The sequence below is a fragment of the Rhodococcus sp. Eu-32 genome (assembly GCF_003336925.1).
In the GTDB taxonomy this organism is placed as follows: Bacteria; Actinomycetota; Actinomycetes; order Mycobacteriales; family Mycobacteriaceae; genus Rhodococcoides; species Rhodococcoides kyotonensis_B.
Genome location: NZ_QGNK01000005.1, coordinates 66326 through 89246, shown reverse-complemented (window position 1 = coordinate 89246; position 22921 = coordinate 66326). Strand labels below are relative to the sequence as shown.

The following is a 22921-nucleotide window of genomic DNA, read 5'->3' as shown; positions in this document are numbered from 1 at the left end:
CGGCTACTAGTTACCCAGTACGACACCCTCACGACGCGGATCCGCACCACCGGACCATCCGGTGTCGGTGCGCTGCAGCGCGCTCAGGCCGCTGGACTGGTCGGCGACGGACACGTCGTGGCCCATCGCGTCGAGTTGCGTCACGACGGGATCCTCCGGCCCCTGCACGTTCGGATGCTCACCGCCGTAGTTCGTGGCGGGCGAGTTGGCGGCACCGAAGTCGACCATCGACACGGCCTGTTGGGGGTTCATCCCCCAATCGAGCATGCCCACAAGCGTTTTGACGACGAACTGAATGATGACCGATCCGCCGGGAGAGCCCGTCACGATCGCCAGATCGCCCCGTGAGCCGTCGGTGTTCCGGTCGAACACCAGCGTCGGCGCCATCGAACTGCGGGGACGCTTTCCCGGTTCGACGCGGTTGGCCAGCGGTGTCCCATCCGGTGATGCCGGCTCGGCGGAGAAGTCCGTGAGCTGGTTGTTCAGCAGGAAGCCGTCGACCATGTGGAACGAACCGAACGCCGACTCGACCGTCGTCGTCATCGACGCGGCGTTACCGTAGCGGTCGACGACGGAGATGTGGCTGGTTCCGTGTTCGGGATCGGTCGACGACGCGAATTCCACGGGCCCGAAGTCGCCGTGCTGTGCCGTTCCCATGCTGCGCTGCGGATCGATGATCCCTGCCCGCTCGCTCAGGTACTCCGGGTCCAGCAGTGCATCCGGTGATCCCCCGGGAAGTGGCACGAAATCCGGATCGGCGACGTAGAAATCCCTGTCCGCGTACGCAAGTCGCTCGGCTTCGGAGATCAGGTGCACACCCTCGGCCGTGGGCTTCCCGCCGTTCGCATCCATGTCGGTCGGTGCGTACTCGGCCAGATCGAAATTCGACAGAATCCCCATCGCCGACGCGACCGCGATCCCACCGGACGACGGCCCGGGCATCCCGCAGATGTCGTGGTCCCGGTACTGCGTGCAGACGGCGGTACGGGTCTTGGCCTCGTATCCCGCGAGGTCCTCCAGCGTGATCTGCCCGGGTGTGCGGCCTGCCGAGGTGTCGGCGGTGGCGTCGACCATCGCGTCCGCGATGTCGCCGGTGTAGAACGCGTCGGCGCCACCGTCCGCGATGGCGGACAACGTCTTCGACATCGCCGGGTTGTTCAGCACGGTGCCCTCGGACTTCGGTGCGCCGTCCGGCAGCAGGAAGTAGTCCTTCGATTCCGGGTCGAGCGCCAGCTTCGCGGCGGAGTCGGCAATCGACTGCGCCATACGTGGACTGATCGCGAACCCGTTGTCCGCCAACTGCACTGCCGGCTGGAACAAGTCGGACCAGTCCTGAGTCCCGTGATCGGTGTGTGCCTGCTCGAGCATACGGAGCACCCCGGGCACGCCGATCGATCGGCCACTGGATCGGGCATCCGGTTGCGGCGGGGTGCGGTCGACGTCGTCGATGTAGCGCAGGTAGTCGCCGGTGGCGCTCGCGGGCGCCACCTCCCGACCGTCGTACGCCTGTACCTCGCGAGATTTCGCGTCGTAGTACATCAGGAACGCGCCGCCCCCGATGCCCGACGACTGCGGCTCGACGAGCCCGAGCACGGTCTGCGCGACGATGAGCGCGTCGGCAGCGGTACCGCCGTCGCGCAGGACCTCGCACGCGGCCTCGGTCGAGATCGGATTGGCCGTCGACACCGCGTAGTCGCGGGTGTCGACCGGTGTCATCCCCGATCGGTACCCGGTCGCGATCTCCGGGTTCGTCGAGATGTCACCGCCGGAACTGCCGCCCGCCGACGTGCTCTGGGCTGCGGTGATGTCACCAGCCGCGCACGACGCGGATTCGGTCTCCTCGTTACTGCAGGCAGTGACCGGTAACAGGACGAGTGCGCAGAGCGCCACGGTGATTCGTCTCGAACGCATCGACCGACGCTAACACCGGTGCGCCGTCCTCGTAGTCGTTCCACTCCGGGTCGGCGTCGAGTACGGCGATTCCACGGTTGCTGAACGGTTGCTGGAGGAGCTTTCGGCCCCGTGTGGAACGCGTTGCATTCGGTCGACCAGCAGGGCGGTAAAATCGTCACCCATGAGCGATGTGTCAGAGGACGTGCCGGGGCAGGTACGTGCCATGGTGGGACAGAGCTACCGGATCGACGACGTCTACGAGGTCGGCAAAGCGAAGGTCGCCGAGTTCGCACGTGCCGTACAGAATTTTCATCCGGCCCACTTCGACGTGGACGCAGCCGCGGAACTCGGTCACCACGATCTCGTCGCTCCGCCCACCTTCATGGCGCTCGTCGGATTCGTCGCACAGCGTCGGCTGTTCGAAGAGACCCTCAGCTGCTACGCCATGCCGCAGATCCTGCAGGTCGATCAGAAGTTCGCCTTCCACCGGCCGCTGCGCGCAGGTGATCGCCTGAGCTGCGAGGTGTCCATCGTCTCGGCGCGCAAGGTTGCTGGAACCGATCTGATCGTCGTCGAGAACGACATCTTCGACCAACGTGACCAGCCGGTCATGACGGCGACGACGACCATCGCAGCCAGCACCGACATCCAGGCACCCGACGAGTTCATGGACGTCGTGGAGAAGATCATGATGGCCGGTACGGTCGCGGTTCCGGCCATCTGACGGTAGTTTCCCGTGGCGTGAAGCGTGCGCCGCTCGAGTCCCGTCCCGACGAGATGCGCCGACGATGGGCGCTCTGTTCCGCACTGACGGCAGCACAGGGTCGGCCGGACCACTGCTGTGCGCGTGATCGCACCTGGCACTACGACGACGGCGGCGGTAACTGGGCCGACGTGCGGATACTCGACGAGGGACGGGCGGTCCTCGTCGGCCACGACCACGAGTACAGCGACACGTACTACGCCGGAGCAGCACCGTACTTCGGTGAGCCCGAAACCGATCTTCTCGCGGACACTCCCGCGTGGTGGCGGGACGCGATCGAGGACTACCTCACCGACATCGAGCGGAACGGCATGTGGATCGGGTTCGTGTACGGCTTCGACGGCGGGGTATGGACGCGCGCCGACTACACCGTCGCCGACGGCTTCGAATCCCTTGCTCTTCCGACGGTCACGCACGAGGCGACGGCGCGTCATCTGACCGAGTTTCTCCAGCACATCGCGCGTGACCAGGGCATATCCGCCGACGTCGATCCCCAGGCCGTAGCAGCGGCGATCGCGGCAGGCGCCGACGTGTCCGAGGATCAGCTGCGCACGCTGTTCGGCGCGCGGCAGCTCGACGTCGCGGCCGGAGTTGCGGCGGCGCGAGCGTTTCGATGACATCGTCAACCGAGGGTTGACGCAGCGAAATCGTCAACTTATGGTTGACGCATGACCGAACCCACGAAACTCAACGTCCCCGTCCGTCTCGATGACCTCATCGAGGGCATCAAGAAGGTGCACACCGATGCGCTCGACCAACTGTCCGACGCGGTTCTCGCGGCGGACGCACTCGGCGACCTCGCCGATCACCTGATCGGGCACTTCGTCGATCAGGCACGCCGGTCCGGTGCGTCGTGGACCGAAATCGGCCGCAGCATGGGCGTCTCGAAGCAGGCTGCTCAGAAACGGTTCGTGCCCAAGGGTTCCGACTCCGACCTCGACGCGAACCAGGGGTTCAACCGTTTCACTCCGCGCGCTCGGGGCGTCGTGGTGGGGTCGCAGAACGAAGCGCACTCCGCCAAGAACGCAGAGATTTCCCCGGCGCACATCGTCCTCGGCCTCCTGAGTGAGAAGGAGGGCATTGCAGCGCGAATCCTGTTGACGGACAATCGGACCGAGCAGACCGTGCGTGACGCGGCCGCGGCGGTGTTACCGAAGGCCGTCGCGGAATCCCCCGCTCTGATCCCGTTCGGCGCCGACGCGAAGAAGGTCCTCGAGTTGACGTTCCGCGAAGCGCTTCGTATGGGGCACAACTACGTCGGCACCGAGCACATTCTTCTGGCTCTACTCGAACACGAGGACGGAACAGGGTTGCTGACCGATCTCGGCCTCGACAAGTCCTCCGTCGAGCAGCAGGTTGCCGAATTTCTGTCGCAGTTCGACTGATCATCGACGCGGCGGCGAGATGCCCGCCGTCACGTTGTCGACGAGTGCATCGACGAAGTCGAAGTCCAACGGCAGGGTCGGAAGCAACAACCTCAAATAGCAAGCGCCCCACAGTTCGTCGATGACGACGTCGAGGTCGATGCCGTTCGCGATCTGTCCCACGCGTCGGGCGGCTTGGAGGCGTCCCACCATTCGCGTTCGACGCGGACCGGCGTACGAGCGGATGAACTCGTCGGCGAGAGCGGGGTCGCTCTGTGCCGCGCCGATCAACTCCGCGACGATATGTCCTGACCGTTCCGCGGTCAGTAATGAAACGAACGACCGCAGTTGGGTTTTCAGGTCGGCGGAGATGTCACCGGTGTCCTCGAACGACACGACGTCGTCGACGACGCTCGAATAGGCCTCGTACGCCAGCGCGCCAGGCGACGGCCACCATTTGTAGAGCGTCATCTTGCTGGTGCCGGCCTGCGCGGCCACCTTGTCGAAAGTAATTGCTGCGAAACCGCTTTCGAACAAGCGATCGGCGGCGGCCTTCAGAACGGCGGCACGTACCTCTCCGGCGGGCCGTCGTCCGCGGCCTGGCCGGAGGGACGTCGGCCGGTCCTTCACACCTACCCCTTCGGATGGTCCTACGTGGTCGAAGGGTACACGACGGCCTCTCAGCGCGATGTGGCAGCGAGTGCCGAACGGACGTCTTCTTCGATGAAGCTGGCGACGATACCGCCCGCTGCCCGGACTCCTGCTGCGGCAGAGCCGATCACGTTCTCCATCGGCGCCGCGACGTTGCCCGCTGCGAACACGCCGGGGACAGAGGTGTTCCCGGCCTGATCGGTGGCGACGTACGACGCGCCCATCGGCTTGTCGCCCATCGTCATCTCGGTGACCTCGAGGCCGAGACTCACCAGAATGTCCGCGTTGGCCTCGAACTCGGGCTTGGTGACGACTGCCTGCACCGGAACGGTGGTGCCGTCGGCCAACGTGACTCCGGCGAGCGTGTCGTCGTCGAGTGCGAGGCGCGCGATCTCGCCCTCCACTACGGTCACGCCGAGGGCCGCCAGTTTGGCCGATTCCTCTGCGGTGGGCTCGAATTGGTTCGTGAACAGCACGACGTCGTCGACCCACTGCCTCCACATCATTGCCTGATGCGTCGCGAACGCGCTGCCGATGATGCCGACGGTCTGCTCGCGCACTTCCCAGCCGTGACAGAACGGGCAATGCAGAACGCTACGTCCCCATTGCTCTGCGAGTCCCTCGATGTCGGGCAGCACGTCGGTGAGACCGGTGGTGACGAGGAGGCGTCGCGCAGTGACCGCGGTGCCGTCGGACAGGTCGACCGTGAAGTGCGGATCGGTGTGCTCGTCGGACTTCGATGCGGACAGCACCGAACCGGCCTTGATCACGACGCCGTAGGACTGTGCCTCGTCGCGGCCTCTGGCCAGCAGGTCGAGGGGCCGTATGCCCTCGAGGCCGAGGTAGTTGTGGGCGTGGTCGGCCGGTGCGTTGCGCGGCTGACCTGCGTCCACGACGAGCACCCGCTTGCGTGCCCGTCCGAGCGTCACCGCTCCCGCAAGGCCTGCGGCGCCGCCGCCGATGATGATCACGTCGTACTCGGGTTTCGATGTCATGTACCCACTGTGACCCACCGTTCCGAGTATGGCAAGTAACTTTGCTGGATCGGCAAAATAGACCACTCATGGAGGGTCTGGCCTTGACCTCGACAAAGGTTGAGGTCGCAGGCTGGGGTCATGACAGCGACCTACGACGAGCTACCGGCGCTCATGACCAGAATGACCGGCGACGAAAAGCACGATGCGAGCGCCACATCCACGCTCGACGTCATCTGGGTTCTCTATTCGAACGTGCTCCGCGTCGACCCGAGCGACCTGGACGACCCGGACCGTGACCGATTCTTCCTGTCCAAGGGTCACGGGCCGATGGCGTACTACGCGGTGCTCGCGGCACACGGGTTCCTGACGCCGACGCAGCTGGACACGTTCGGCGACTTCGACTCGATTCTCGGATATCACCCGGATCGCACCCTCGTGCCCGGCGTCGAGATCTCGTCGGGTTCGCTCGGTCACGGGCTCGGCCTGGCCGCGGGAACCGCTGTCGCTCTGGCGCTGCGCGGGAGTGACGCACGCGTGTTCGTCCTGCTCGGCGATGCGGAACTGGACGAGGGCAGCAACATCGAAGCCATCCAGTTCGCCGGCCGTCGCGGTCTGACGAATCTGACCGCCGTGGTGATCGACAACGACTCCGCGGGGCTCGGGTGGCCCGGCGGTATCGCACGCCGGTTCGCGGTCGAGGGATGGGTGGTCGACGACGTGGACGGCCGAGATCATCGACGACTGCACCGTGCGCTCACCGCCCGAGACGGGGACATGCCTCATGCCGTCGTAGCCCACGTGGAGAAGAAGGGATAGACCATGGCGACATCGACTGCCGCATCGACCGATCAGCGTGAACGCTTCTACCGGCTCGTTCCGGAGCTGCTGGCCGAAGTCGATCGGCTCGCGCTGGTACTCGCCGAGATCGGCGTCGGATACGTCGACCCGTTCCTGACGGACGACGTTCGGGCGCGAGTGGTGAATGTCGGTATCCGCGAGCAACTTTCGATTTCCCTGGCGGGCGGTATGGCGCTGGCCGGGATGCGGCCCATCGTGCACACGTTTCCGCCGTTCCTGATCGAGCGACCTTTCGAGCAGGTGAAGCTCGATCTCGGCCATCAAGGCGTCGGCGCCGTACTCGTCAGTGCGGGCGGTTCGTACGGCATGGCGTCCGGCGGGCAGACACATTTCGGCCATCGCGACGTCGCGGTGCTCGACACCCTGGATGGGTGGACGGTCGACGTCCCCGGCACGGCCGACGAGGCGGAGGATGCGCTGCGTCGAGCGGTTCGATCGGATGACCGCGTCTATCTGCGGCTCGACAGCACATCCAATCGCCGACGCTACTCCGACGGCCCCGGCTTCACCGTGCTCCGGCGAGGCAGCTCAGGGACGGTCGTCGCGGTGGGACCGACGGCGGACAACACGCTCGATGCCGTCGAACTCCGCGACGTCACGGTTCTGTACGCCGACACCGTTCGGCCGTTCGACGCGGCAACCCTCGTGTCCACGCTGACGCATCCCGACGTGGCGATCGTGGAGCCGTATCTGGCGGGGACGTCGGTGCCGTACGTGTCCGACGCGTTGTCCCACGTCCCGCACCGAGTGCTCGGCCTAGGTGTGGGGCGGGAGGAACTGCGCCGATACGGCTCGCCGAAAAACCATGAACGGGCACACGGACTCGATGTTGACGGTCTCCGGAACTCGCTCGACGAATTCTTCGGATCCACGCCCCGTTTCGGGGGCTGAAACAGGACGGTTCGGCATCGAATGTCCAGGTCAACCGACCTGGATCGCCTTGAAACACGTGCTGTGGTGTTGTTCACTGGTCGGGTACGGAAGAGGTCGTACGAACAGTGGTCGGGGGACGATGAACAGAGCAGTCGAGCATTCGTGGCACGAGAACACGTGGCGCGACGGGGACACCGTTGTCGCCGTCCGCGATCTGGGCAAACGATCGTGGTGCAGTGGCGTACCGGCGGGTTCGGTAGGTGTCGTCGTCGACATCGACTGGCTCGGAGACCTACGCGTGGTGTTCACCATCGACGACTGGCTCGCGGGCCGGACCATGGTGGAGAAGGTGGTTCCCGTGTGCGACGTTCGTCAGGTTTGCCCGTACGAACGTCGCCTCTCGAGTACCTGACGTCTACTCGGTCTCGGTAGCCGGGCCCTCGGGGGTCGCGCCACCTTCGCCGGACCAGTCCCCGGACTCGATACCTTCGGCGGGGTCCGATTGAACGTCGGAATCCGCGCCTTTCGAGTCCTTGTCGGTGTCGACGGTGGCGGGGTCGGCCGAGTCGGCGTGCTCGTCGTTATGCGTGTGATCGGTGTCGGTCATGCAGTGCCTCATACCCCTGGATTCCGATGGTCAACCGTCGACGATGTCGGTGACGGGTCAGAGCCCGTCGGTCGGCACTCCGATGTGGTCGAAATACCGTCGCGCCGAGCGGAACACCGCGTCGTGCGCGTCGCGAGTGATGATCCGATCCCACCACGCGCCGTACAGCGATTCGAATGCCAACGGGCGCACGAGGTCCACCGCTCGGCGAATCGTGTCCGGATGCTCGGGGATCAGATTGGGGTAGCTGTACATGAAGCCGACCCACTTACGGTCGGCGACGACGGTGAAGATGTCGCCGGCGCACAGCGCACCTCGGCCGTCGATGCCGTCGGCCCAGTGCATGACGGTGCCGCCGGCGAAGTGGACTCCCGCGTTGATCAGAGTGCGTCCGGGGAGGATGTCTCTCGCGTCTCCCGACCACAGGACGACGTTGTCGCGTCGGGGAACCCATGGTGCGTCGCGCTCGTGCACGTAGATGGGGGCGTCGTCGAACGCGCGACTCCACTCGACCATGGAGCTGTAGTAGTGCGGGTGCGACAACGCGATGGCGGAGATGCCGCCGAGTTCGGTGACCCGCTGCACGGCCGCGTCGTCGATGTACGAGATCGAGTCCCACAGCACGTTTCCGCCGGGGCCGGGAATCAACAGCGCGCGCTGGCCGATGGCGAAGTCGGGTGCCGTCGCCAGCCCCCACAACCCGGGAACTTCCTCGTGGATGTCGACGGTGTACCCGTCGCGCCGCAGCTTTGCGAGGGACGTCCACTGCTGGCCGTCGTAGCCGACGTATTGCCGCTCGTCTTCGCAGATCGGGCACTGCGCACGGTCGGCGTCCAGCGGATACTGGACGCCGCACGTGACGCAGATGGGGAGATCGTTCCCCACGATCACTCCGATATCAGAGACCGAAGGGGAGAACTCCCGGAGCCAGCTCGAAGCCGCTGCTGCCGGCCGAGATGGATCCGACGCTGCCGAGGATGAGGTTGATGAAATTCGTGATCATGCGGTGGTAGTCCTTACGTTACGGATGCGGTGAACCTGGTCGAGGGTACCGGCGCCGTCGTCGAATGGGCAGCCCGTGTTGCCTGTGACTTGGCTGCGAATCCGTGCAACGCGTTCTCCGCGCACGTTCCACCGGCAGCGCAGGTTGCACCGTGCGCGTTCGCTGCAACCTGCGCGGTGGCGCTGGTTCGCATCGGTAGCCTGGGAGAATCATGCGTCGCGCAGCGGTAGGACTTCTGGCAGGACTCGTACTCGTCGGGTGCAGTGCCGAGCAGGAATCGGGCGCGTCGGCCCCGACCCCTCCGGCGGTCGACTACGTCGCACTCGGAGATTCCGCTGCGTCGGGACCACTCATTCCGAATTCGACCGGGACGCCCGGCTGCTTGCAATCCGATGCGAACTATCCCCATGTTCTGGCTCGGCTGATCGATGCGGCGACGTTCGTCGACGTGTCCTGCTCGGGTGCGCGATCGGAGAACATCACGGTCGCCCCGCAGCAGACCAACAGCGGTCCGATCCCCATTCAGCTCGACGCCCTGTCCCAGGACACGGACCTCGTCACGATCACCATCGGCGGTAACGACGTCGACCTGGTCTCCGCCGCGCGCGGATGCGTCAACTTCTCCCCCGAGCCGAACGGGGAGTCGTGTGCCGACGCGCTCACCGCGGGCGGCAACGACAGCATCGCCGACGCCATCGCCGCTGCCGCACCGAAATGGGGTGACGTGCTGGACGCGATCGCCGACCGAGCGCCGAACGCGGAGATCGTCGTCGTCGGCTACGGCACGTACGTCCAGCCCGGTGGTTGTTACGGCACCCAGCCCGTGTGGGCGCGGGATGCGGACTACCTGCAGGCGAGCGTCGATCGATTGAACGACGCCCTCGCCGCCGAGGCCCGGTCTCACGACGCGAAATTCGCCGACGTCCGGCCCGTGAGCGTGGGTCACGACGCGTGTGCGGCTCCCGATCAGCGCTATCTCGAAGGCGTCGTGCCGGCGAATTCGGCTGCGCCCCTGCACCCCACCGCGGCAGGGATGGAGGCGTTCGCCCAGGTGATTGCGGCCATGCGCTGACGCACCCGTCCACGATCGTGAAACTGGCCCGATACAACGGGTCCGAACACTGTCATCGTCGATGGCATGGTGACGACGACTGCGGTGATGGGTGTGTTCGCTGTCGCGCTGGCGATGGTGCTCACTCCTGGGCCGAACATGGTGTATCTGGTGTCCCGCAGCATCTCTCAGGGTCGCAACGCGGGGCTTGTGTCGCTCGGCGGCGTCGCGCTCGGGTTGGTGGTGTACGTGGTGGCCACCAACCTCGGGTTGGCGACGGTGTTCGTTGCTGTTCCCGCGCTGTACACGGCCATCAAGATCGCCGGAGCGTGTTATCTGTTGTGGCTGGCCGTGTCGGCGATTCGAGGATCGACGACGGTCTTCGAAGTGTCAGGGCTGCAGCAGGATTCGAACCGCCGGTTGTTCACGATGGGGTTGGTGACGAATCTGCTGAACCCCAAGATGGCCGTCATGTACATCTCGATCATTCCGCAGTTCGTGAATCCTGCTGCCGGACATGTGTTCGTGCAGGGCGTCGTGCTCGGCGGAGTGCAGATTCTCGTCGCGGTGACGATCAACGCACTGATCGTGATGGGCGCGGGCACGATCGCGCAGTTCCTGGCGGTCCGACCGACGTGGGCGCGGATTCAGCGGTACGTGATGGGAACGGTGCTCGGCCTCCTTGCCGTTCGTCTGTGCGCTGACGCACCCATGCGTGGATAGTTGGCCTGGGCTAGGACTTTCCGCGCACGGGTGCGAAGCGCCACCCGCCGAACTCGGTGATGTCGACGCCCGCCTCCCCTGCCTCGTACGAGCAACCGAATCCGGTGACCCAGCGGCCGTCGGACAGTTCGACGGACGTCAGCCCCATCGGTGCAGGCAGCCCGGCGAGGAACGTTCCGAGGCCCGCCGCGGACATCCGATACAGCTCGCCCGCGATGGGTGCGCCGAGACCGGAACCGTGCCGTACGAGGCCGGGTTTGGGCGGGGTGGTGCCGAGATCGACGAGTCGATACGCGTCGGACGTGCGTACCTCGCCGACGAAGCGCGCACCGCGGTCGGTCAGCTGGTGATGAAGGGGGAAGCCCTGGACATGCGCACCGACGACCAGCAGATCGACACCGTCGTCGACGAGAACGGGTGCAGCGCAATCGGACACCCGAGCGGCGACGTCGACGGCCACCTGGTCGGCGAAGCCGGGCACGACGACCATGACGCCGAACGGATGACCCTCCGTCGTCGGTGCGCCCGGAACGGCGACGGCGGCCATGTCCAACAGGTTGCAGAAGTTGGTGAACGTGCCGAGCCGACGGTTGATACCGACCGGGTCCGCCTGCACCGCAGCGATGGTCGGATGCTCGGTCGTCGTCGGTAGGAGCAATCCGTCGAACCCGTCGAGCAGTTCCGATGCCGTCCGCTTCGCGGAGGCGAGCACACCGAGTTCGTCGACGTAACGATGCGCAGCGGGCTGCGCGGCATTCCGAACGATCTGCGCCACAGTGGGATCCGCGCTCCCCGGCTCACCCGAGAGGAACTCCCCGACCGCGGAGTAGCGCTGTGCGACGATCGCACCGTCGTACAGCAGGACGGCGGCGTCGAGCAGCACGGAGATGTCGATCTCTGCGTAGGTGACGCCGTTCAGCGACGCGAGCGTCCGGTCGAACGCCTCGCGGTACTCGGGGCTGAGTGCCGCGAGATCCTCCGCGCGGGGAACCGCCAGACGGGGTGTCGGCGACGCGGCCAGTCGGACGTCGGCAGGCCAGGTGCGACTGCGAGGGTCCGACGCGTCGTAACCGGTCATGACACGTGTTGCGCGCGTGGCGGTCTCAAGATCCGATGCGAGTACGGTGACGCAGTCGTAGTCCGCGCATGCAGGCACCACGCCGGTCGTCGGGACGATGCCGAGCGTCGTCTTGATGCCGATGATTCCGTGGAACGCTGCCGGAACGCGTCCGGAACCGGCTGTGTCGGTGCCGATTCCGATGTCCACGATACCGAGCGCCACGGCGGCCACCGAGCCCGACGAGGATCCGCCCGACACCCGCTCGGGATCCCACGCGCACCGCACCGCACCGTACGGGCTGCGGGTGCCGACGAGACCGGTGGCGAACTGATCGAGATTCGTCTTCCCGAGAATCAGCGCGCCCTGCTGGACGAGTCGTGCGACGGCCGTTGCCGTCACCTCGGGCGTGTACGCGAACTCGGGGCATGCCGCGGTCGTCGGCAAGCCTGCGACGTCGACGTTGTCCTTGACCGCCACGAGCATCCCGGCCAGCGGCAGGGTCGGGTCGACGGCGGCTGCGTCGGCCAGCACGTCGTCCTCGGGCCGGAGTGTGATCCAGACTTCGGGACGGTCGACCTCGGCAATGCGCTTGTACGCCCGACGCACCTTCTCGGCGATCTCATGCTGCAGCATCGGTGCCGCCTTTCTTGGTGAATTCGCCCGCCGCGGACCACGCCGCGCGCTCGGCGTCGAATGCGATGGACTGCGTCGCGCGGAACCTGTCGATCGAATCCGCATGGGCCGCGAGGAACTGCTCGTGGTCGGCGAGCGAGAACTCGCCGTCGGTGATTTCGACACCGCCGTTTCCCCGCCCGGCCGCGGTGTCCGCGCGCAGATCCATCAGCTCTTCGGGTTCGACCGGGTACCAGGAGATCCGGTCGAAAAACCGCAGCAGCCAGGGACTCTCGTTCTCGAACGGGGCGATCGTGCTGGGGTACCGGTGATTCCACACCTGCGTCGTACGGCCGACGAACTGGTAGCCGCCCGGCCCCTCCATGCCGTAGATGCACAGGTAGGCTCCGCCGATCCCGACGGCGTTCTCCGGTGTCCAGGTGCGCGCCGGGTTGTACTTGGTCGTGACGAGTCGGTGCCTCGGATCCAACGGAGTCGCGACGGGCGCACCCAGGTAGACGTCACCGAGACCCAGCACCATGTACTCGGCTGCGAAGACGGTGTCGAAAACATCTGCGACAGTGTTCAATCCGTTCATGCGACGGATGAACTCGATGTTCCACGGGCACCACGGCGCGTCGGAACGAACGCCGTGCATGTAGCGCGCGATCGCTTCACGGGTGGACGGATCGTCCCACGACAGCGGCATCCGCACGTGACGCGACGGCACCACGAGTTCGGACGCGGCGGGCAGGTCGTCCTCGATCTCCGAGAGCAGACCCATCAGTGTCGAGATCGGGAGTACGTCGGGATCGACCTTGACCTGCAGCGAACGGATCCCCGGCGTGAGATCGATCAGACCCTTCGGCGCGAGGGCCTCGACTCGCTGGTGCAGTGCATGCGCACGAGCACGTAATGTCAGGTCCAGCTTCATGTCTCCGTACTCCACGAGCACGTTGTCGTCACCGGAGCGCCGATACGTCACCGAGGTCTCCGCCTCGCGACGCGCGAGGACGCCGTCGTCGCCGTCGCCCCCACTCGAGAACACGACGGGCATACTCGCGCGTCGCTGGACTCCGAGCGTGCCCAACGAGGCGGCGTGCGCCGCTCTGATCGGTACGAAGCGGACGGTGTCTCCCGCCTTCAACTGCCCGAGCTTCCAGCGTTCCGCGGCCACGGTCGTCACGGGGCAGACGAATCCGCCGAGACTCGGACCGTCAGGTCCGAGGAGAATCGGTGTGTCACCGGTGAAGTCGAGTGCGCCGACGCTGTAGGCGTTGTCGTGAATGTTCGACGGGTGCAGGCCGGCCTCTCCGCCGTCCTGTCGCGCCCACTCCGGCTTCGGTCCGATGAGGCGGACACCCGTGCGATCGGAGTTGAAGTGCACTTCGTACGACGTCGAATACAGCGTGTCCATGTCGGCGCGGGTGAAGAACTCGGGTGCCCCGTGCGGCCCTTCGGTGACGGCGATGTCCCATGTCGTCGTCAGGACGGGGCGGTGTTCCATCGGGATCGATCGGACGCGGTCGGCGTCGTCGGTGGCACCGGTGATCTCCAGAACGTCTCCCTCACCGATGGTTCCGCCGCGGTGGCCTCCGAACTTGCCGAGCGTGAACGTCGATGCGCTCTCGAGGTACGGCTCGACGTCGATCGTTCCCTGGATCAGGACGTAGACGCGCAGGCCCGCGCCGTCGGTCATGCCGACGTCGAGGACGGCTCCGGCAGGAACGAGCACCGGACGCCACTGTGCGACCCGTACGCCGTCCACGCGTACCCGGGTGTCCGCACCCGTCACACAGACGTACGTGTCCGCGTCGAACGTCAACGCCGGCCCGGCCATAGCGGATTCGAGACCCGGTGCGCCCTCGGGGTTTCCGAGGGCGACGTTGCCGAGGCGGAAGGACAGGTCGTCCATCGGTCCCGACGGCGGCACACCGACCTGCCAGTAGCCGACGCGTCCCGGCCAGTCCTGCACCGTCGTCAGCATGCCGGGGCGTACGACGGTCATCTTGGTACCGGTCATGGCCTGCTCACGATCATGCGGACCGACGTGGGGTCGAAACCGTTGCACGGGTTGTTGATCTGTGGGCAGTTCGAGACGAGGACGAGTGTGTCGATCTCGGCGCGCAGCGACAGCGACTTACCGGGGGCGGAAAGGCCGTCGACGATCCCGAGGGTGCCGTCGGCGTCGACGGGAACGTTCATGAAGAAGTTGATGTTGGACACCAGGTCTCGTTTGCCGAGGCCCCATTTGGCGCCTTCGATCAGGAAGTTCTCGACGCAGGCGTGCTGGTGCGCGGTGTGGTGTCCGTACCGCAGGGTGTTCGATTCCTGCGAGCAGGCGCCGCCGACGGTGTCGTGGTTGCCGACCTCGTCGTCGACGATGGTCATCAGCGCGGTGGAATCGTCGCTGCGCAGAACGGTTCCGGTGGTGAGGAACAGATTCTTCTGGGCGACGACGGTCGCTGCCGCCGAGTATCGAACGGCATGATCGTGCGCCGAGTACACCAACGTGTCGACGGCTTGGTTGCCGTGCAGGTCGACGATGGTGAGGATGTCACCGGCCGCGACGACGGCGGACCACGGTGCTCTGGCGTCGGCGATCTCGTCCAGGATCACGGTTCCGAGTGTCGTTGTCATCGTGTGCCTTTCGCTGCGGTCCATGCGCTTTCGGTGTTCCACACCGCGCGTTGATATTCGGGGTCGGTGTTGAACAAGTCGTTCAGTTCGGACGATGCATCCCACGCCAGCACATCGAGTGCGGTGGTGTCGAAGGTCGGGGACGGATCGAGCGGATGGGCCGTGTTCGCGAGCAGCACGACGACCGGAAGATGGATGAGCAGGTCGATCTCCGCTCCTGCGTTCGCATTGCCCGTCGCCGTCAACGCGCCGTCGGCCTCGACGCGTACACCGTGGAAGAACGAGATCGACGGTGGCAGATCGCGAGGTTCCAGACCGTGCTTCGCCGCTGCGACGGTGAACAGCTCCCGTCCGGCCGGCGAGGACGAATGCAGTTCTCCGCTTCCGTATTTCGCGTCGTTGGCGGCAACGGATGTGGTGCCGCAGAACGCGTCGTGGCGTCCCGACGAGTCGGCGACGACGGTCGCGAGTACCCGGCCTTGGTCGGACAGAAGCGGGTGACCGATACCGAGATACGCCTGCCACGGGACCTTCACCGTGTCAGCAGCATTGAGGCGTTCCCACGGTGCGTCCGCGCGGTACAGAAGAAGGTGTGCGCAGGCATTGCCGTCGACGTCGCGCAGGCGGAGCCGGGTACCCCGTGCCAGGACCTTCGTCGTGTAGCGACCACCGGGGACGGTTTCGGACCAGGTCAGTTCGCTGATGCCCTCGGGCGCGGCAGGCCCGGTGATCGCCGCGGCCTGCGCTCGGGCATGGTCTCGGGCGGCGTGAGTCGTTGCGGTGTTCATGGGTGTCAGGCTCCGATCGTGACGGGCTTCGGGTGTGCTTTGCCGCGCGGCAGGCAGACGATGCCCACGACGACGACGGCGAGGACGGTGAGCGGTGCTGCCCACTGCAGTATCGGGAATTCCCCGGTGGGGTTGAAGATTTCGGCGCGCGGCCAGGAGAGGTTCACGACCATGAGACCGCCGTACAGCACCGCGAGGATGTTGACGGGGATGCCCAGGACTCCGAGGCCGAACAGTTTCGTGCCTTCCGAGTCGACCTGCATACCGCCGCGCGGCCAGCCCTTCAGACGTTGAACGAGCAGCGGCACGGTGACCATCATGTAGGCGAGGTAGATCAAAACGATGCAGACGCTGGTCAGCGTCGTGAAGATCGCTGCGTTGCCCACGTTCACCGCAAGGACTGCGACGCAGGCGATTCCGATGAGAACCGACGGCGCCATGGGCGTTCCGGTCCGTGTGTTCACCGTCGACAGCAACTTCGACGCGGGCAGTCGGCCGTCGCGCGCCATCGAGAACATCAGGCGGGATGCAGCGGTCTGGATCGCGAGTGTGCAGATGAAGACGGCGATCGCGACGTCGATCAGCAGAACGGTTCCCCACGGCGAGCTGAGGATCGAATCGAGAACGTACGGTAGGCCTTCGGCGGCGAGTCGACCATCGGTGAGGCTCGGAGCGGCCATCAGCGCACCGACGATCATCAGTCCACCGCCCAGCGCGGAGGCCGACAGCGCCAAGCGAATCGTGCGCGGTGCGACGCGTCGGGGATTGTGCGTTTCCTCGGCCAGTTCACCTGCGGAGCCGAATCCGACCATGACGTAGGCAGCCATCAGTCCCGAGACGATCCACGCCCAGATGTATCCGGGCTCGGCGCCTGCGGAGCCGGTGTCCAGTACCACCTGCGGTCCACGTTCGGCGTGAGTGAAGAAGACGAGCACTACCGCTGCGACACCGACGATTTCGCAGGTGACGCCGATGCTGTTGATCCGTGACATCCAGTTGACGCCGATGCAGTTGATCGTCGTCGTCAGCACCAGAAGGGCCGAGCCGAGGATGACGGCATTGGCAGCGCCGCTCGGGGACGTGAGGGCGGTGTCGTCGCCGACGATCTGAAATCCGCTCCAGATGCTCGGTAGTACTACCTGCAGCGCGATGGCCGCTGCCGCTGCCGTGACGATCTGCGCGATGATCATGAACCAGCCGGCGAACCATCCGACGATCTCACCGCCCATGCGCCTCGACCACTGATAGATCGCGCCCGAAATCGGGTATCGCGCAGCGAGTTCGGCGAAGTTCAGTGCCACCATGAACTGACCCAGGAACACCAGCGGCCACGTGAAGAAGAAGGCGGGACCACCGAAGCTGAAGCCGAGTCCGAAGAGCTGGAAGATCGTCGTCAGGATCGAGACGAACGAGAACCCTGCAGCGAACGACGCGAACTTCCCGAGCGAACGATGAAGCTGCGGTTCGTATCCCAGCCCGACGAGGTCGGAGTGATCGCTCGTGGTCGATGTCGACGGCCCCTCGGGTGCGGGCAGAGTAGTCGAGCTCATACGTGTCTCCTGAACGGAAGTGAGAGTGACCGCCCGTCTGCGCTGCCGGTGCGGGGGTTTCTGTCACTCGATAGTTTTCCGTCCGGGATCGCTCGTTGGGTGACGAGCATGTAGCGAACGTGTGCCGTCGTGAAACATCTGTGTTTCGTACGTTTCTGCCCGGTGACAGAAACTTCACACCAGGCGATTCGATGCCAGGATGAGCACATGGCCACCACCACCGGCGCAGGCCGACCGAGACTCAGCACCAAGAAGCGCCCGGGTGACACGGCACGCGAGGAGATTCTGGACGCGTCTGCCGAGCTGTTCACGACGCGGGGATACACGAGCACGTCGACGCGCATGATCGCCGACGCGGTCGGGCTTCGTCAGGCATCGCTGTACCACCACTTCGCGGGCAAGGACGACATCCTCGACGCACTCCTCGGCGGAACCGTCGACGAGCCGTTGGCTGTCGGTCGCGGGGTGGCGGAGAGCGACGCGTCGGCGGCGGTGAAGATGTACGCCCTCGTGCTGTTCGACGCGGATCAGCTGGCTCGCTCCACCTGGAACCTCGGAGCGCTCTATCTCCTGCCGGAACTGAGGGCGGATCGGTTCGACGCCTTCCGGCAGCACCGGTACGCGCTCATGAACATCTACGCGTCGCTGGCCTCGGCCACGGCATCCGAGCTGGGCGTCGATGCACTCCCCGGCACCGAGGAACTGCCGTTTCGCCTGGTGGAGACCGTCGTGAACGGGAGGGCCGATGCCGAGAACGGCCGAGGAGTCCCCGCCGTCGAGTACGCGAAGACCATCGCCGACGCGGCGGTGCGGGTGCTGGGCTGGGTCGGTCCCACCGACACCCTGCGCACGGAGGCAGTGCGGCTGTTGGACTGCTCGGCCGCCGTCGAGACCGTCTGGACGGCACGGCTCCCGTCCTGACCGCCGACGCGGCGAGAACGGGAGTCGCTGGTGGAGCGTCAGGCCATGTTCACTTCTTTCGTCTCGACGAGCGCCTTGGTGCACACGATGCTCAGAAGGGCGAGCACAGCGAGCATGACGCCGACCGACATGCTGCCGAACGACGCAGTCAGAGGCGCGGCCAAGATCGGAGGAACGGCACCGCCGAGCACCCCGGCGAGGTTGTAGCCGAGTCCCGCTCCCGTGTAACGGAAACGGGTCTGGAACAGCTCGGGCAGCAGTGCGCCGGTGGGACCGTATGCGATGCCGAAGATCAGGAGAGTGATGCACATTCCGAGAACGAATGCCGTCTCCGATCCCGAATCCAGCAGTGGGAACAGAGCGAGCGACCACGGGACGGCGACGATGCACGACGTCATGATCACCCGGCGACGTCCGATGCGATCGGAGTAGGCCGCGGAGATCGCAGTTGCCAGGCCGAAGACGACGGCCGCGACGATGCCTGTGATCAGGACGAACGGGCGATCGAAGCCGAGTGTCTTGGTGCCGTAGCTCGTGAGGTAGGCGGTGCCCATGTAGAAGAGCGAGAACAACGACGCCAACGCGCCGGCGGCAAGCAGGATCTCTTTCTTCTGCACACGCCAGGCATCGAAGAACGGCAGACGCGACGGTCGATCGGTTTGGGTGTCGCGGAGCTGTCGATCGGCGCGGAAGATCGGTGTCTCCTCGATAGCAAGTCGCATGTACAGCCCGATCAGAACCAGTACGGCGCTGAACAGGAACGGAATGCGCCATCCGTAGTCGAGGAACGTCTGGTTGGTGTCGCCGAGCAAGGCTCCGGTGACCAGGAAGGTGGCACTGGAGAGTACGAATGCCGCGGACGGTCCCAGCTGGGGGAACATCGCGTAGAAGCCGCGTTTGTTCGCGGGTGCGTACTCGGCTGTCAGCAGTGTGGCCCCAGCCCATTCGCCACCGACGGCGAAACCCTGTCCGAACCGTAGGAGCACGAGGATGATCGGCGCGGCCACCCCGATGGTCTCGGCACCGGGGAGCAGTCCGATGACGAATGTCGAGATACCCATCAGCAGCAGTGTGGAGATGAGGGTCTTCTTGCGACCTATCCGATCGCCGAAGTGCCCGAACAACACTGCGCCCGCAGGACGCGCGACGAATGCGACGGCGAACGTCGCGAAGGACGCCACGGTGCCTGCTGTCGAGCCGAGCGCGGGGAAGAATACCGTCGGAAAGACGAGAGCGGCTGCGGTTCCGTAGATGAAGAAGTCGTAGAACTCGATCGTCGTCCCGATTCCGCTCGCGAACGCGACTCGGCGAACGCTGGTGGTCGGTCCGGACGCAGTCGGTCGCTCGGGGGCGGCTACGTCGGGTTTGGAAATATTGCTCATTGCACTCCTCGTGGACAGTGCTGGCTCGATGACCAGTACGAGGAAGGTATGTGACCGGCGACACAGTGGACTACCCCCTGATGGGGGTACCGCGCGGTCGCGTTCCCGGGCGACGACGAGTAGGTCTCGCCACCTCGACGGGCGTAGTCGCATACTGACAGGGTGACTGTTCTACCGAATCGGGCCGAGCGCCCCGACACGATGACGCCGCCGGCGCTGGAACCGCATGCCTAGGAAGAAGGATTCGGCCGGTCCGACGGCAGGCGTCTACGACATCGACACCGGTACGTGCGAATTGATCAGGGACACACTCGTTTCCGACGGCTGGACCGTGCAGATCAACGGTGTGCCCAGTTCGCACATCGACATGGACGACCCCACCCAGCTCGACTTCGAGTACATGCGGTGGATGGCCGGACTCGTTCGGTACCACGACTTTCCGGGATCGCGATTGCGAACATTGCATCTGGGCGGTGGAGCCTGCACTCTCGCACGGTATTTCGCCGCGGTGTACCCGGACGCGCGGCAGGTGGTCGTCGAACTGGACGGCAGGCTCGCCGAACTCGTCCGCGACTGGTTCGATCTTCCGCGCGCACCGCTGCTGCGCATTCGCGTCGGCGATGCACGTGAGGTGACCGAGACGCTCACCGAGAACAGTCGAGACGTGATCGTCCGTGACGTGTTCGCCGGCAGCACCACGCCGGAGGCGTTGCAGACGAAGGAATTCACCGATCATGTCCGACGCGTCCTTGCGCCCGGCGGTGTGTACGTCGTCAACTGTGGCGACACCCGGGACCTCCAGCGGACGCGGCGGGAGGCGTCGACCATCGGTTCGGTTTTTCCACACACGGCGATCGTCGCCGATCCTGCGATGCTGAAGGGCCGACGCTACGGCAACGTCGTCATCGCAGGCAGCGACGTCCCGCTGGCGCAAGAACCGGCTTTGGCTCGTGAGCTTCTCGGTGGCGGCGTACCGGCCCACGTGTGGCAGGACGAGCAGGTGCGCACGTTCGCTCGCGACGCGAAAGTTCTTCGAGACCCTGTGCAGAAACAGTAGTGTGAGCGGCGGACACCGTTCGCACACGAGGAGAGAAAATGGCACTGATCGCACTGCTCGATCTGAAGCTGAAGCCCGAAATTCTCGACGACGCCAAGGTCGTGCTCGGCCGCGTGCTGGGTGAGACCCGCGCGTTCGACGGCTGCCTCGGTGTCGACGTCCTGATCGACGAGGCGGACGAGACCCATTGGATCGCCTACGAGCGGTGGGAGTCGTCGGACGCCGACGCGAAGTACCGCGAATTCCGAGCCGGCCCAGGCAAGATCACCGACCTCGCTCCGCTGCTCGCCGGCGCGCCGAGCCTCACCAAGTTCACGGTCGCCGACGTCTAGGACGAACGAAACATCTCAGGACGCGCTCGGCGCCTCGGGGCGACCGGTGAGGAAACCCTGCACCATGTCGACGCCCAGTTCGAGGGCGACGCGCAACTCGCCCGCGGTCTCGACGCCTTCCATGATGAGAGTGGAGCCGACGTCGTGCGCGAACTTCGCGAGCGCGGCGGCCACGGCTCTGCGGGTCGGGTCGGTGTCGATACCGCGGACGAGAGAGATGTCGACCTTCAGCGCATCGGGTTTCAGCTCGACGACTTGGCGCAGACCGGAGAACCCTGCGCCGACGTCGTCCACCGAGATACGAACCCCGGCGGCGCGCAGGCCCTCGACCGACCGCGCAACCGAACGGTAGTCGTCGACGCGTTCGTGTTCGGTGATCTCGAGATACAACGTGCGTGAGCAGACGTGCGGTGAGAGCCGGGCGAGAAGGTCGGTGGTTCTGATGGTTTCGGCGGAAGCGTTGATCGACACGAAAGCGTCGGGCGGCAGGGTGGCCATGGCGCGAAGCGCTTCGTCGATGGCAGCAAGTTCGAGACGGGGCCCGATTCCCGCCTGCGACGCGTCGCGGAACCAGATCAACGGCGACCCGTGACCGAACGGAAAGCGTGACAGCGCTTCGTAACCGACGATATCGGTCGTCGCGGTGTCGCAGATCGGTTGAAACACCACGCTCGGGCCGCCTGCCGCGATCATCGAGTCGATTCGGTCGCGTACCTGTAGTGGATCGATTCGGTGCACGGGCACCAGCGCCTGCGGGTGAACCTTGCTGCGGTACAGGTCGATGTCGGCGATCGCGATCAACTTGCGAAGCTGCGCGCCGGTCGTGTCCCCCCGGGTCGCGGCTTCCCCGGCCGAGCCGACACTGGCCGTGAAGGGTGGGCCGTCGACGGTTTCCTCCAGCGCGGCCCGAATCCGCCGCTCGATACCGTCGACGTCGGTTCTGGATCCGACATGGACGCAGACGAATTCGTCGCCTCCGAGCCGGGCGACGACCGTGTCCGACGACGCGGCACCGCGGAGCCGGTTCGCGACGTCGACCAGGACCGCGTCACCGGAGGGATGGCCGTAGCGGTCGTTGATCGCTTTGAACCCGTCGATGTCGATGACCAGTACGCCGATCACGATGTCCTCGCGCGGCGAGTCCGGTACGGACTCGTTGAATTCCTCGACGGCCTCGAACAGTCCGCGACGATTGAACAAGCCCGTCAACGAGTCTCGTAGCGCGACCTCGGCCTTTCTGCGGAGGTCGTGCAGATACGGCCGAACCGCGAACGGCACGACGAACAGGGCGCCCAACGTGACGCACCGCGAACCGGCCAACCACGGATCGATTCCGTCCAGAACCGACAGGACGGCGAAGACGGCGAGCGCCCCGATCGAGAACACCAGATGCAGGACCAGCATCTGCTGCGAGGTCGCCACGATCGCGAACACGGCGATGACGGCGAACATCGCACACCCGGGCATCGCGGCGAACGGTGACTCGAAAGCCAGCAGGACACCGAGGATTCCGACGTCGGCCCACAGCACGTTGAGGGCGGCGAGACGCGGGCTGGGCCAACTGCCGAGGCACCACGCCACGGCGACAGGAACGGTCGACAGAGTGGCAAGTCCTACGAAGATCGATTCACCGGTACTGAACTGGCCCGACGGAATGACCAGCATTCCGGCCAGCCCGAACGAGAGAGTCATCGCGCCGACGAGCAGACGTGCCCATCGCTGATCGTCTGGTGCAGGGGACCACGATCGGTCACCGGTCAGCAGGTCGAACGTGGCCGACCGCGACGGGAGAATGTCGCCCACCGATATGTGGCCT

23 protein-coding genes are annotated in these 22921 nt (G+C 65.6%); 11 read left to right on the top strand and 12 right to left on the bottom strand.

What is annotated here, in order from left to right:
• Positions 1 to 6: 6 nt before the first annotated feature.
• Positions 7 to 1911 carry a gamma-glutamyltransferase gene (gene ggt, locus DK926_RS08045; protein WP_114329993.1) on the bottom strand — a complete coding sequence of 635 codons (1905 nt, stop codon included), beginning with the start codon at positions 1909 to 1911 and terminating at the stop codon, positions 7 to 9.
• Between the two features lie 163 nt (positions 1912 to 2074).
• Between ggt and hadA the strand changes: the two genes are divergently transcribed.
• Genes hadA through DK926_RS08030 form a run of 3 tightly spaced genes read left to right on the top strand, consistent with a single transcriptional unit; the run spans position 2075 to position 4041 of the window.
• Entirely contained in the window at positions 2075 to 2617 is a 543-nt protein-coding gene (gene hadA, locus DK926_RS08040; protein WP_114329992.1) for a (3R)-hydroxyacyl-ACP dehydratase subunit HadA, read from the top strand.
• A gap of 17 nt (positions 2618 to 2634) precedes the next feature.
• A complete protein-coding gene (locus DK926_RS08035) occupies positions 2635 to 3273 on the top strand; it encodes a hypothetical protein (RefSeq protein WP_243636710.1) in 639 nt (212 codons plus the stop codon).
• 51 nt (positions 3274 to 3324) lie between these two features.
• Positions 3325 to 4041: a Clp protease N-terminal domain-containing protein gene (locus DK926_RS08030; protein WP_114329991.1), complete on the top strand. Its 717-nt coding sequence runs from the start codon at positions 3325 to 3327 to the stop codon at positions 4039 to 4041.
• On the opposite strand, the gene DK926_RS08025 is transcribed toward DK926_RS08030, so the two are convergent.
• On the bottom strand, positions 4042 to 4650 hold the full coding sequence (locus tag DK926_RS08025) for a TetR/AcrR family transcriptional regulator (protein WP_068430787.1): 609 nt from the start codon (positions 4648 to 4650) through the stop codon (positions 4042 to 4044).
• A 50-nt stretch (positions 4651 to 4700) separates the two neighbouring features.
• The gene (locus DK926_RS08020) at positions 4701 to 5666 is read right to left on the bottom strand and encodes an NAD(P)/FAD-dependent oxidoreductase (protein WP_114329990.1); all 966 of its coding nucleotides are present in this window, start codon (positions 5664 to 5666) and stop codon (positions 4701 to 4703) included.
• 120 nt (positions 5667 to 5786) lie between these two features.
• Between DK926_RS08020 and DK926_RS08015 the strand changes: the two genes are divergently transcribed.
• From DK926_RS08015 to DK926_RS08005, 3 genes are all read left to right on the top strand, one after another.
• Entirely contained in the window at positions 5787 to 6464 is a 678-nt protein-coding gene (locus DK926_RS08015) for a thiamine pyrophosphate-dependent enzyme (RefSeq protein WP_114329989.1), read from the top strand.
• Positions 6465 to 6467: 3 nt separating this feature from the next.
• The gene (locus tag DK926_RS08010) at positions 6468 to 7397 is read left to right on the top strand and encodes a transketolase (protein WP_114329988.1); all 930 of its coding nucleotides are present in this window, start codon (positions 6468 to 6470) and stop codon (positions 7395 to 7397) included.
• 121 nt (positions 7398 to 7518) lie between these two features.
• Complete coding sequence (locus DK926_RS08005) at positions 7519 to 7791, top strand: hypothetical protein (RefSeq protein ID WP_114329987.1); 273 nt, start codon at positions 7519 to 7521, stop codon at positions 7789 to 7791.
• 3 nt (positions 7792 to 7794) lie between these two features.
• Here the strand turns inward: DK926_RS08005 and DK926_RS08000 are convergent, their stop codons facing one another.
• Both DK926_RS08000 and DK926_RS07995 read right to left on the bottom strand, forming a co-directional pair.
• Positions 7795 to 7986, bottom strand: a complete 192-nt coding sequence (locus DK926_RS08000; protein WP_114329986.1) for a hypothetical protein — start codon at positions 7984 to 7986, stop codon at positions 7795 to 7797.
• A 57-nt stretch (positions 7987 to 8043) separates the two neighbouring features.
• Positions 8044 to 8871 (bottom strand): MBL fold metallo-hydrolase, encoded by an 828-nt coding sequence (locus DK926_RS07995; RefSeq protein ID WP_243636709.1) that lies wholly within the window; start codon positions 8869 to 8871, stop codon positions 8044 to 8046.
• Positions 8872 to 9200: 329 nt separating this feature from the next.
• Here DK926_RS07995 and DK926_RS07985 point away from each other — a divergent pair, with 329 nt between their 5' ends.
• On the top strand, positions 9201 to 10061 hold the full coding sequence (locus DK926_RS07985) for an SGNH/GDSL hydrolase family protein (RefSeq protein WP_114329983.1): 861 nt from the start codon (positions 9201 to 9203) through the stop codon (positions 10059 to 10061).
• 66 nt (positions 10062 to 10127) lie between these two features.
• Positions 10128 to 10763, top strand: a complete 636-nt coding sequence (locus DK926_RS07980; protein ID WP_114329982.1) for a LysE family translocator — start codon at positions 10128 to 10130, stop codon at positions 10761 to 10763.
• A 10-nt stretch (positions 10764 to 10773) separates the two neighbouring features.
• Here the strand turns inward: DK926_RS07980 and atzF are convergent, their stop codons facing one another.
• From atzF to DK926_RS07955, 5 genes are read right to left on the bottom strand one after another with little or no spacing between them, the layout of a single operon-like run.
• A complete protein-coding gene (gene atzF, locus DK926_RS07975; RefSeq protein WP_114329981.1) occupies positions 10774 to 12456 on the bottom strand; it encodes an allophanate hydrolase in 1683 nt (560 codons plus the stop codon).
• The gene (locus DK926_RS07970) at positions 12443 to 14458 is read right to left on the bottom strand and encodes a 5-oxoprolinase/urea amidolyase family protein (RefSeq protein WP_114329980.1); all 2016 of its coding nucleotides are present in this window, start codon (positions 14456 to 14458) and stop codon (positions 12443 to 12445) included. Before DK926_RS07970 ends, atzF begins: the two co-directional genes overlap by 14 nt.
• Complete coding sequence (locus tag DK926_RS07965) at positions 14455 to 15075, bottom strand: urea amidolyase associated protein UAAP2 (protein WP_114329979.1); 621 nt, start codon at positions 15073 to 15075, stop codon at positions 14455 to 14457. Before DK926_RS07965 ends, DK926_RS07970 begins: the two co-directional genes overlap by 4 nt.
• Positions 15072 to 15863 (bottom strand): urea amidolyase associated protein UAAP1, encoded by a 792-nt coding sequence (locus DK926_RS07960; protein WP_114329978.1) that lies wholly within the window; start codon positions 15861 to 15863, stop codon positions 15072 to 15074. The genes DK926_RS07965 and DK926_RS07960 overlap by 4 nt, the downstream gene beginning before the upstream one ends.
• Positions 15864 to 15868: 5 nt before the next feature.
• On the bottom strand, positions 15869 to 17413 hold the full coding sequence (locus DK926_RS07955) for an amino acid permease (protein WP_114329977.1): 1545 nt from the start codon (positions 17411 to 17413) through the stop codon (positions 15869 to 15871).
• Between the two features lie 207 nt (positions 17414 to 17620).
• Here DK926_RS07955 and DK926_RS07950 point away from each other — a divergent pair, with 207 nt between their 5' ends.
• Positions 17621 to 18334 carry a TetR/AcrR family transcriptional regulator gene (locus DK926_RS07950; protein ID WP_114329976.1) on the top strand — a complete coding sequence of 238 codons (714 nt, stop codon included), beginning with the start codon at positions 17621 to 17623 and terminating at the stop codon, positions 18332 to 18334.
• A 38-nt stretch (positions 18335 to 18372) separates the two neighbouring features.
• On the opposite strand, the gene DK926_RS07945 is transcribed toward DK926_RS07950, so the two are convergent.
• Complete coding sequence (locus DK926_RS07945) at positions 18373 to 19716, bottom strand: MFS transporter (RefSeq protein WP_114329975.1); 1344 nt, start codon at positions 19714 to 19716, stop codon at positions 18373 to 18375.
• Positions 19717 to 19942: 226 nt separating this feature from the next.
• On the opposite strand from DK926_RS07945, the gene DK926_RS07940 reads away from it, so the two are divergent.
• Complete coding sequence (locus DK926_RS07940) at positions 19943 to 20773, top strand: fused MFS/spermidine synthase (RefSeq protein ID WP_114329974.1); 831 nt, start codon at positions 19943 to 19945, stop codon at positions 20771 to 20773.
• A 38-nt stretch (positions 20774 to 20811) separates the two neighbouring features.
• Positions 20812 to 21105 carry an antibiotic biosynthesis monooxygenase gene (locus DK926_RS07935; RefSeq protein ID WP_114329973.1) on the top strand — a complete coding sequence of 98 codons (294 nt, stop codon included), beginning with the start codon at positions 20812 to 20814 and terminating at the stop codon, positions 21103 to 21105.
• Between the two features lie 15 nt (positions 21106 to 21120).
• On the opposite strand, the gene DK926_RS07930 is transcribed toward DK926_RS07935, so the two are convergent.
• The gene (locus DK926_RS07930; RefSeq protein ID WP_243636708.1) at positions 21121 to 22908 is read right to left on the bottom strand and encodes an EAL domain-containing protein; all 1788 of its coding nucleotides are present in this window, start codon (positions 22906 to 22908) and stop codon (positions 21121 to 21123) included.
• Positions 22909 to 22921: the final 13 nt, after the last annotated feature.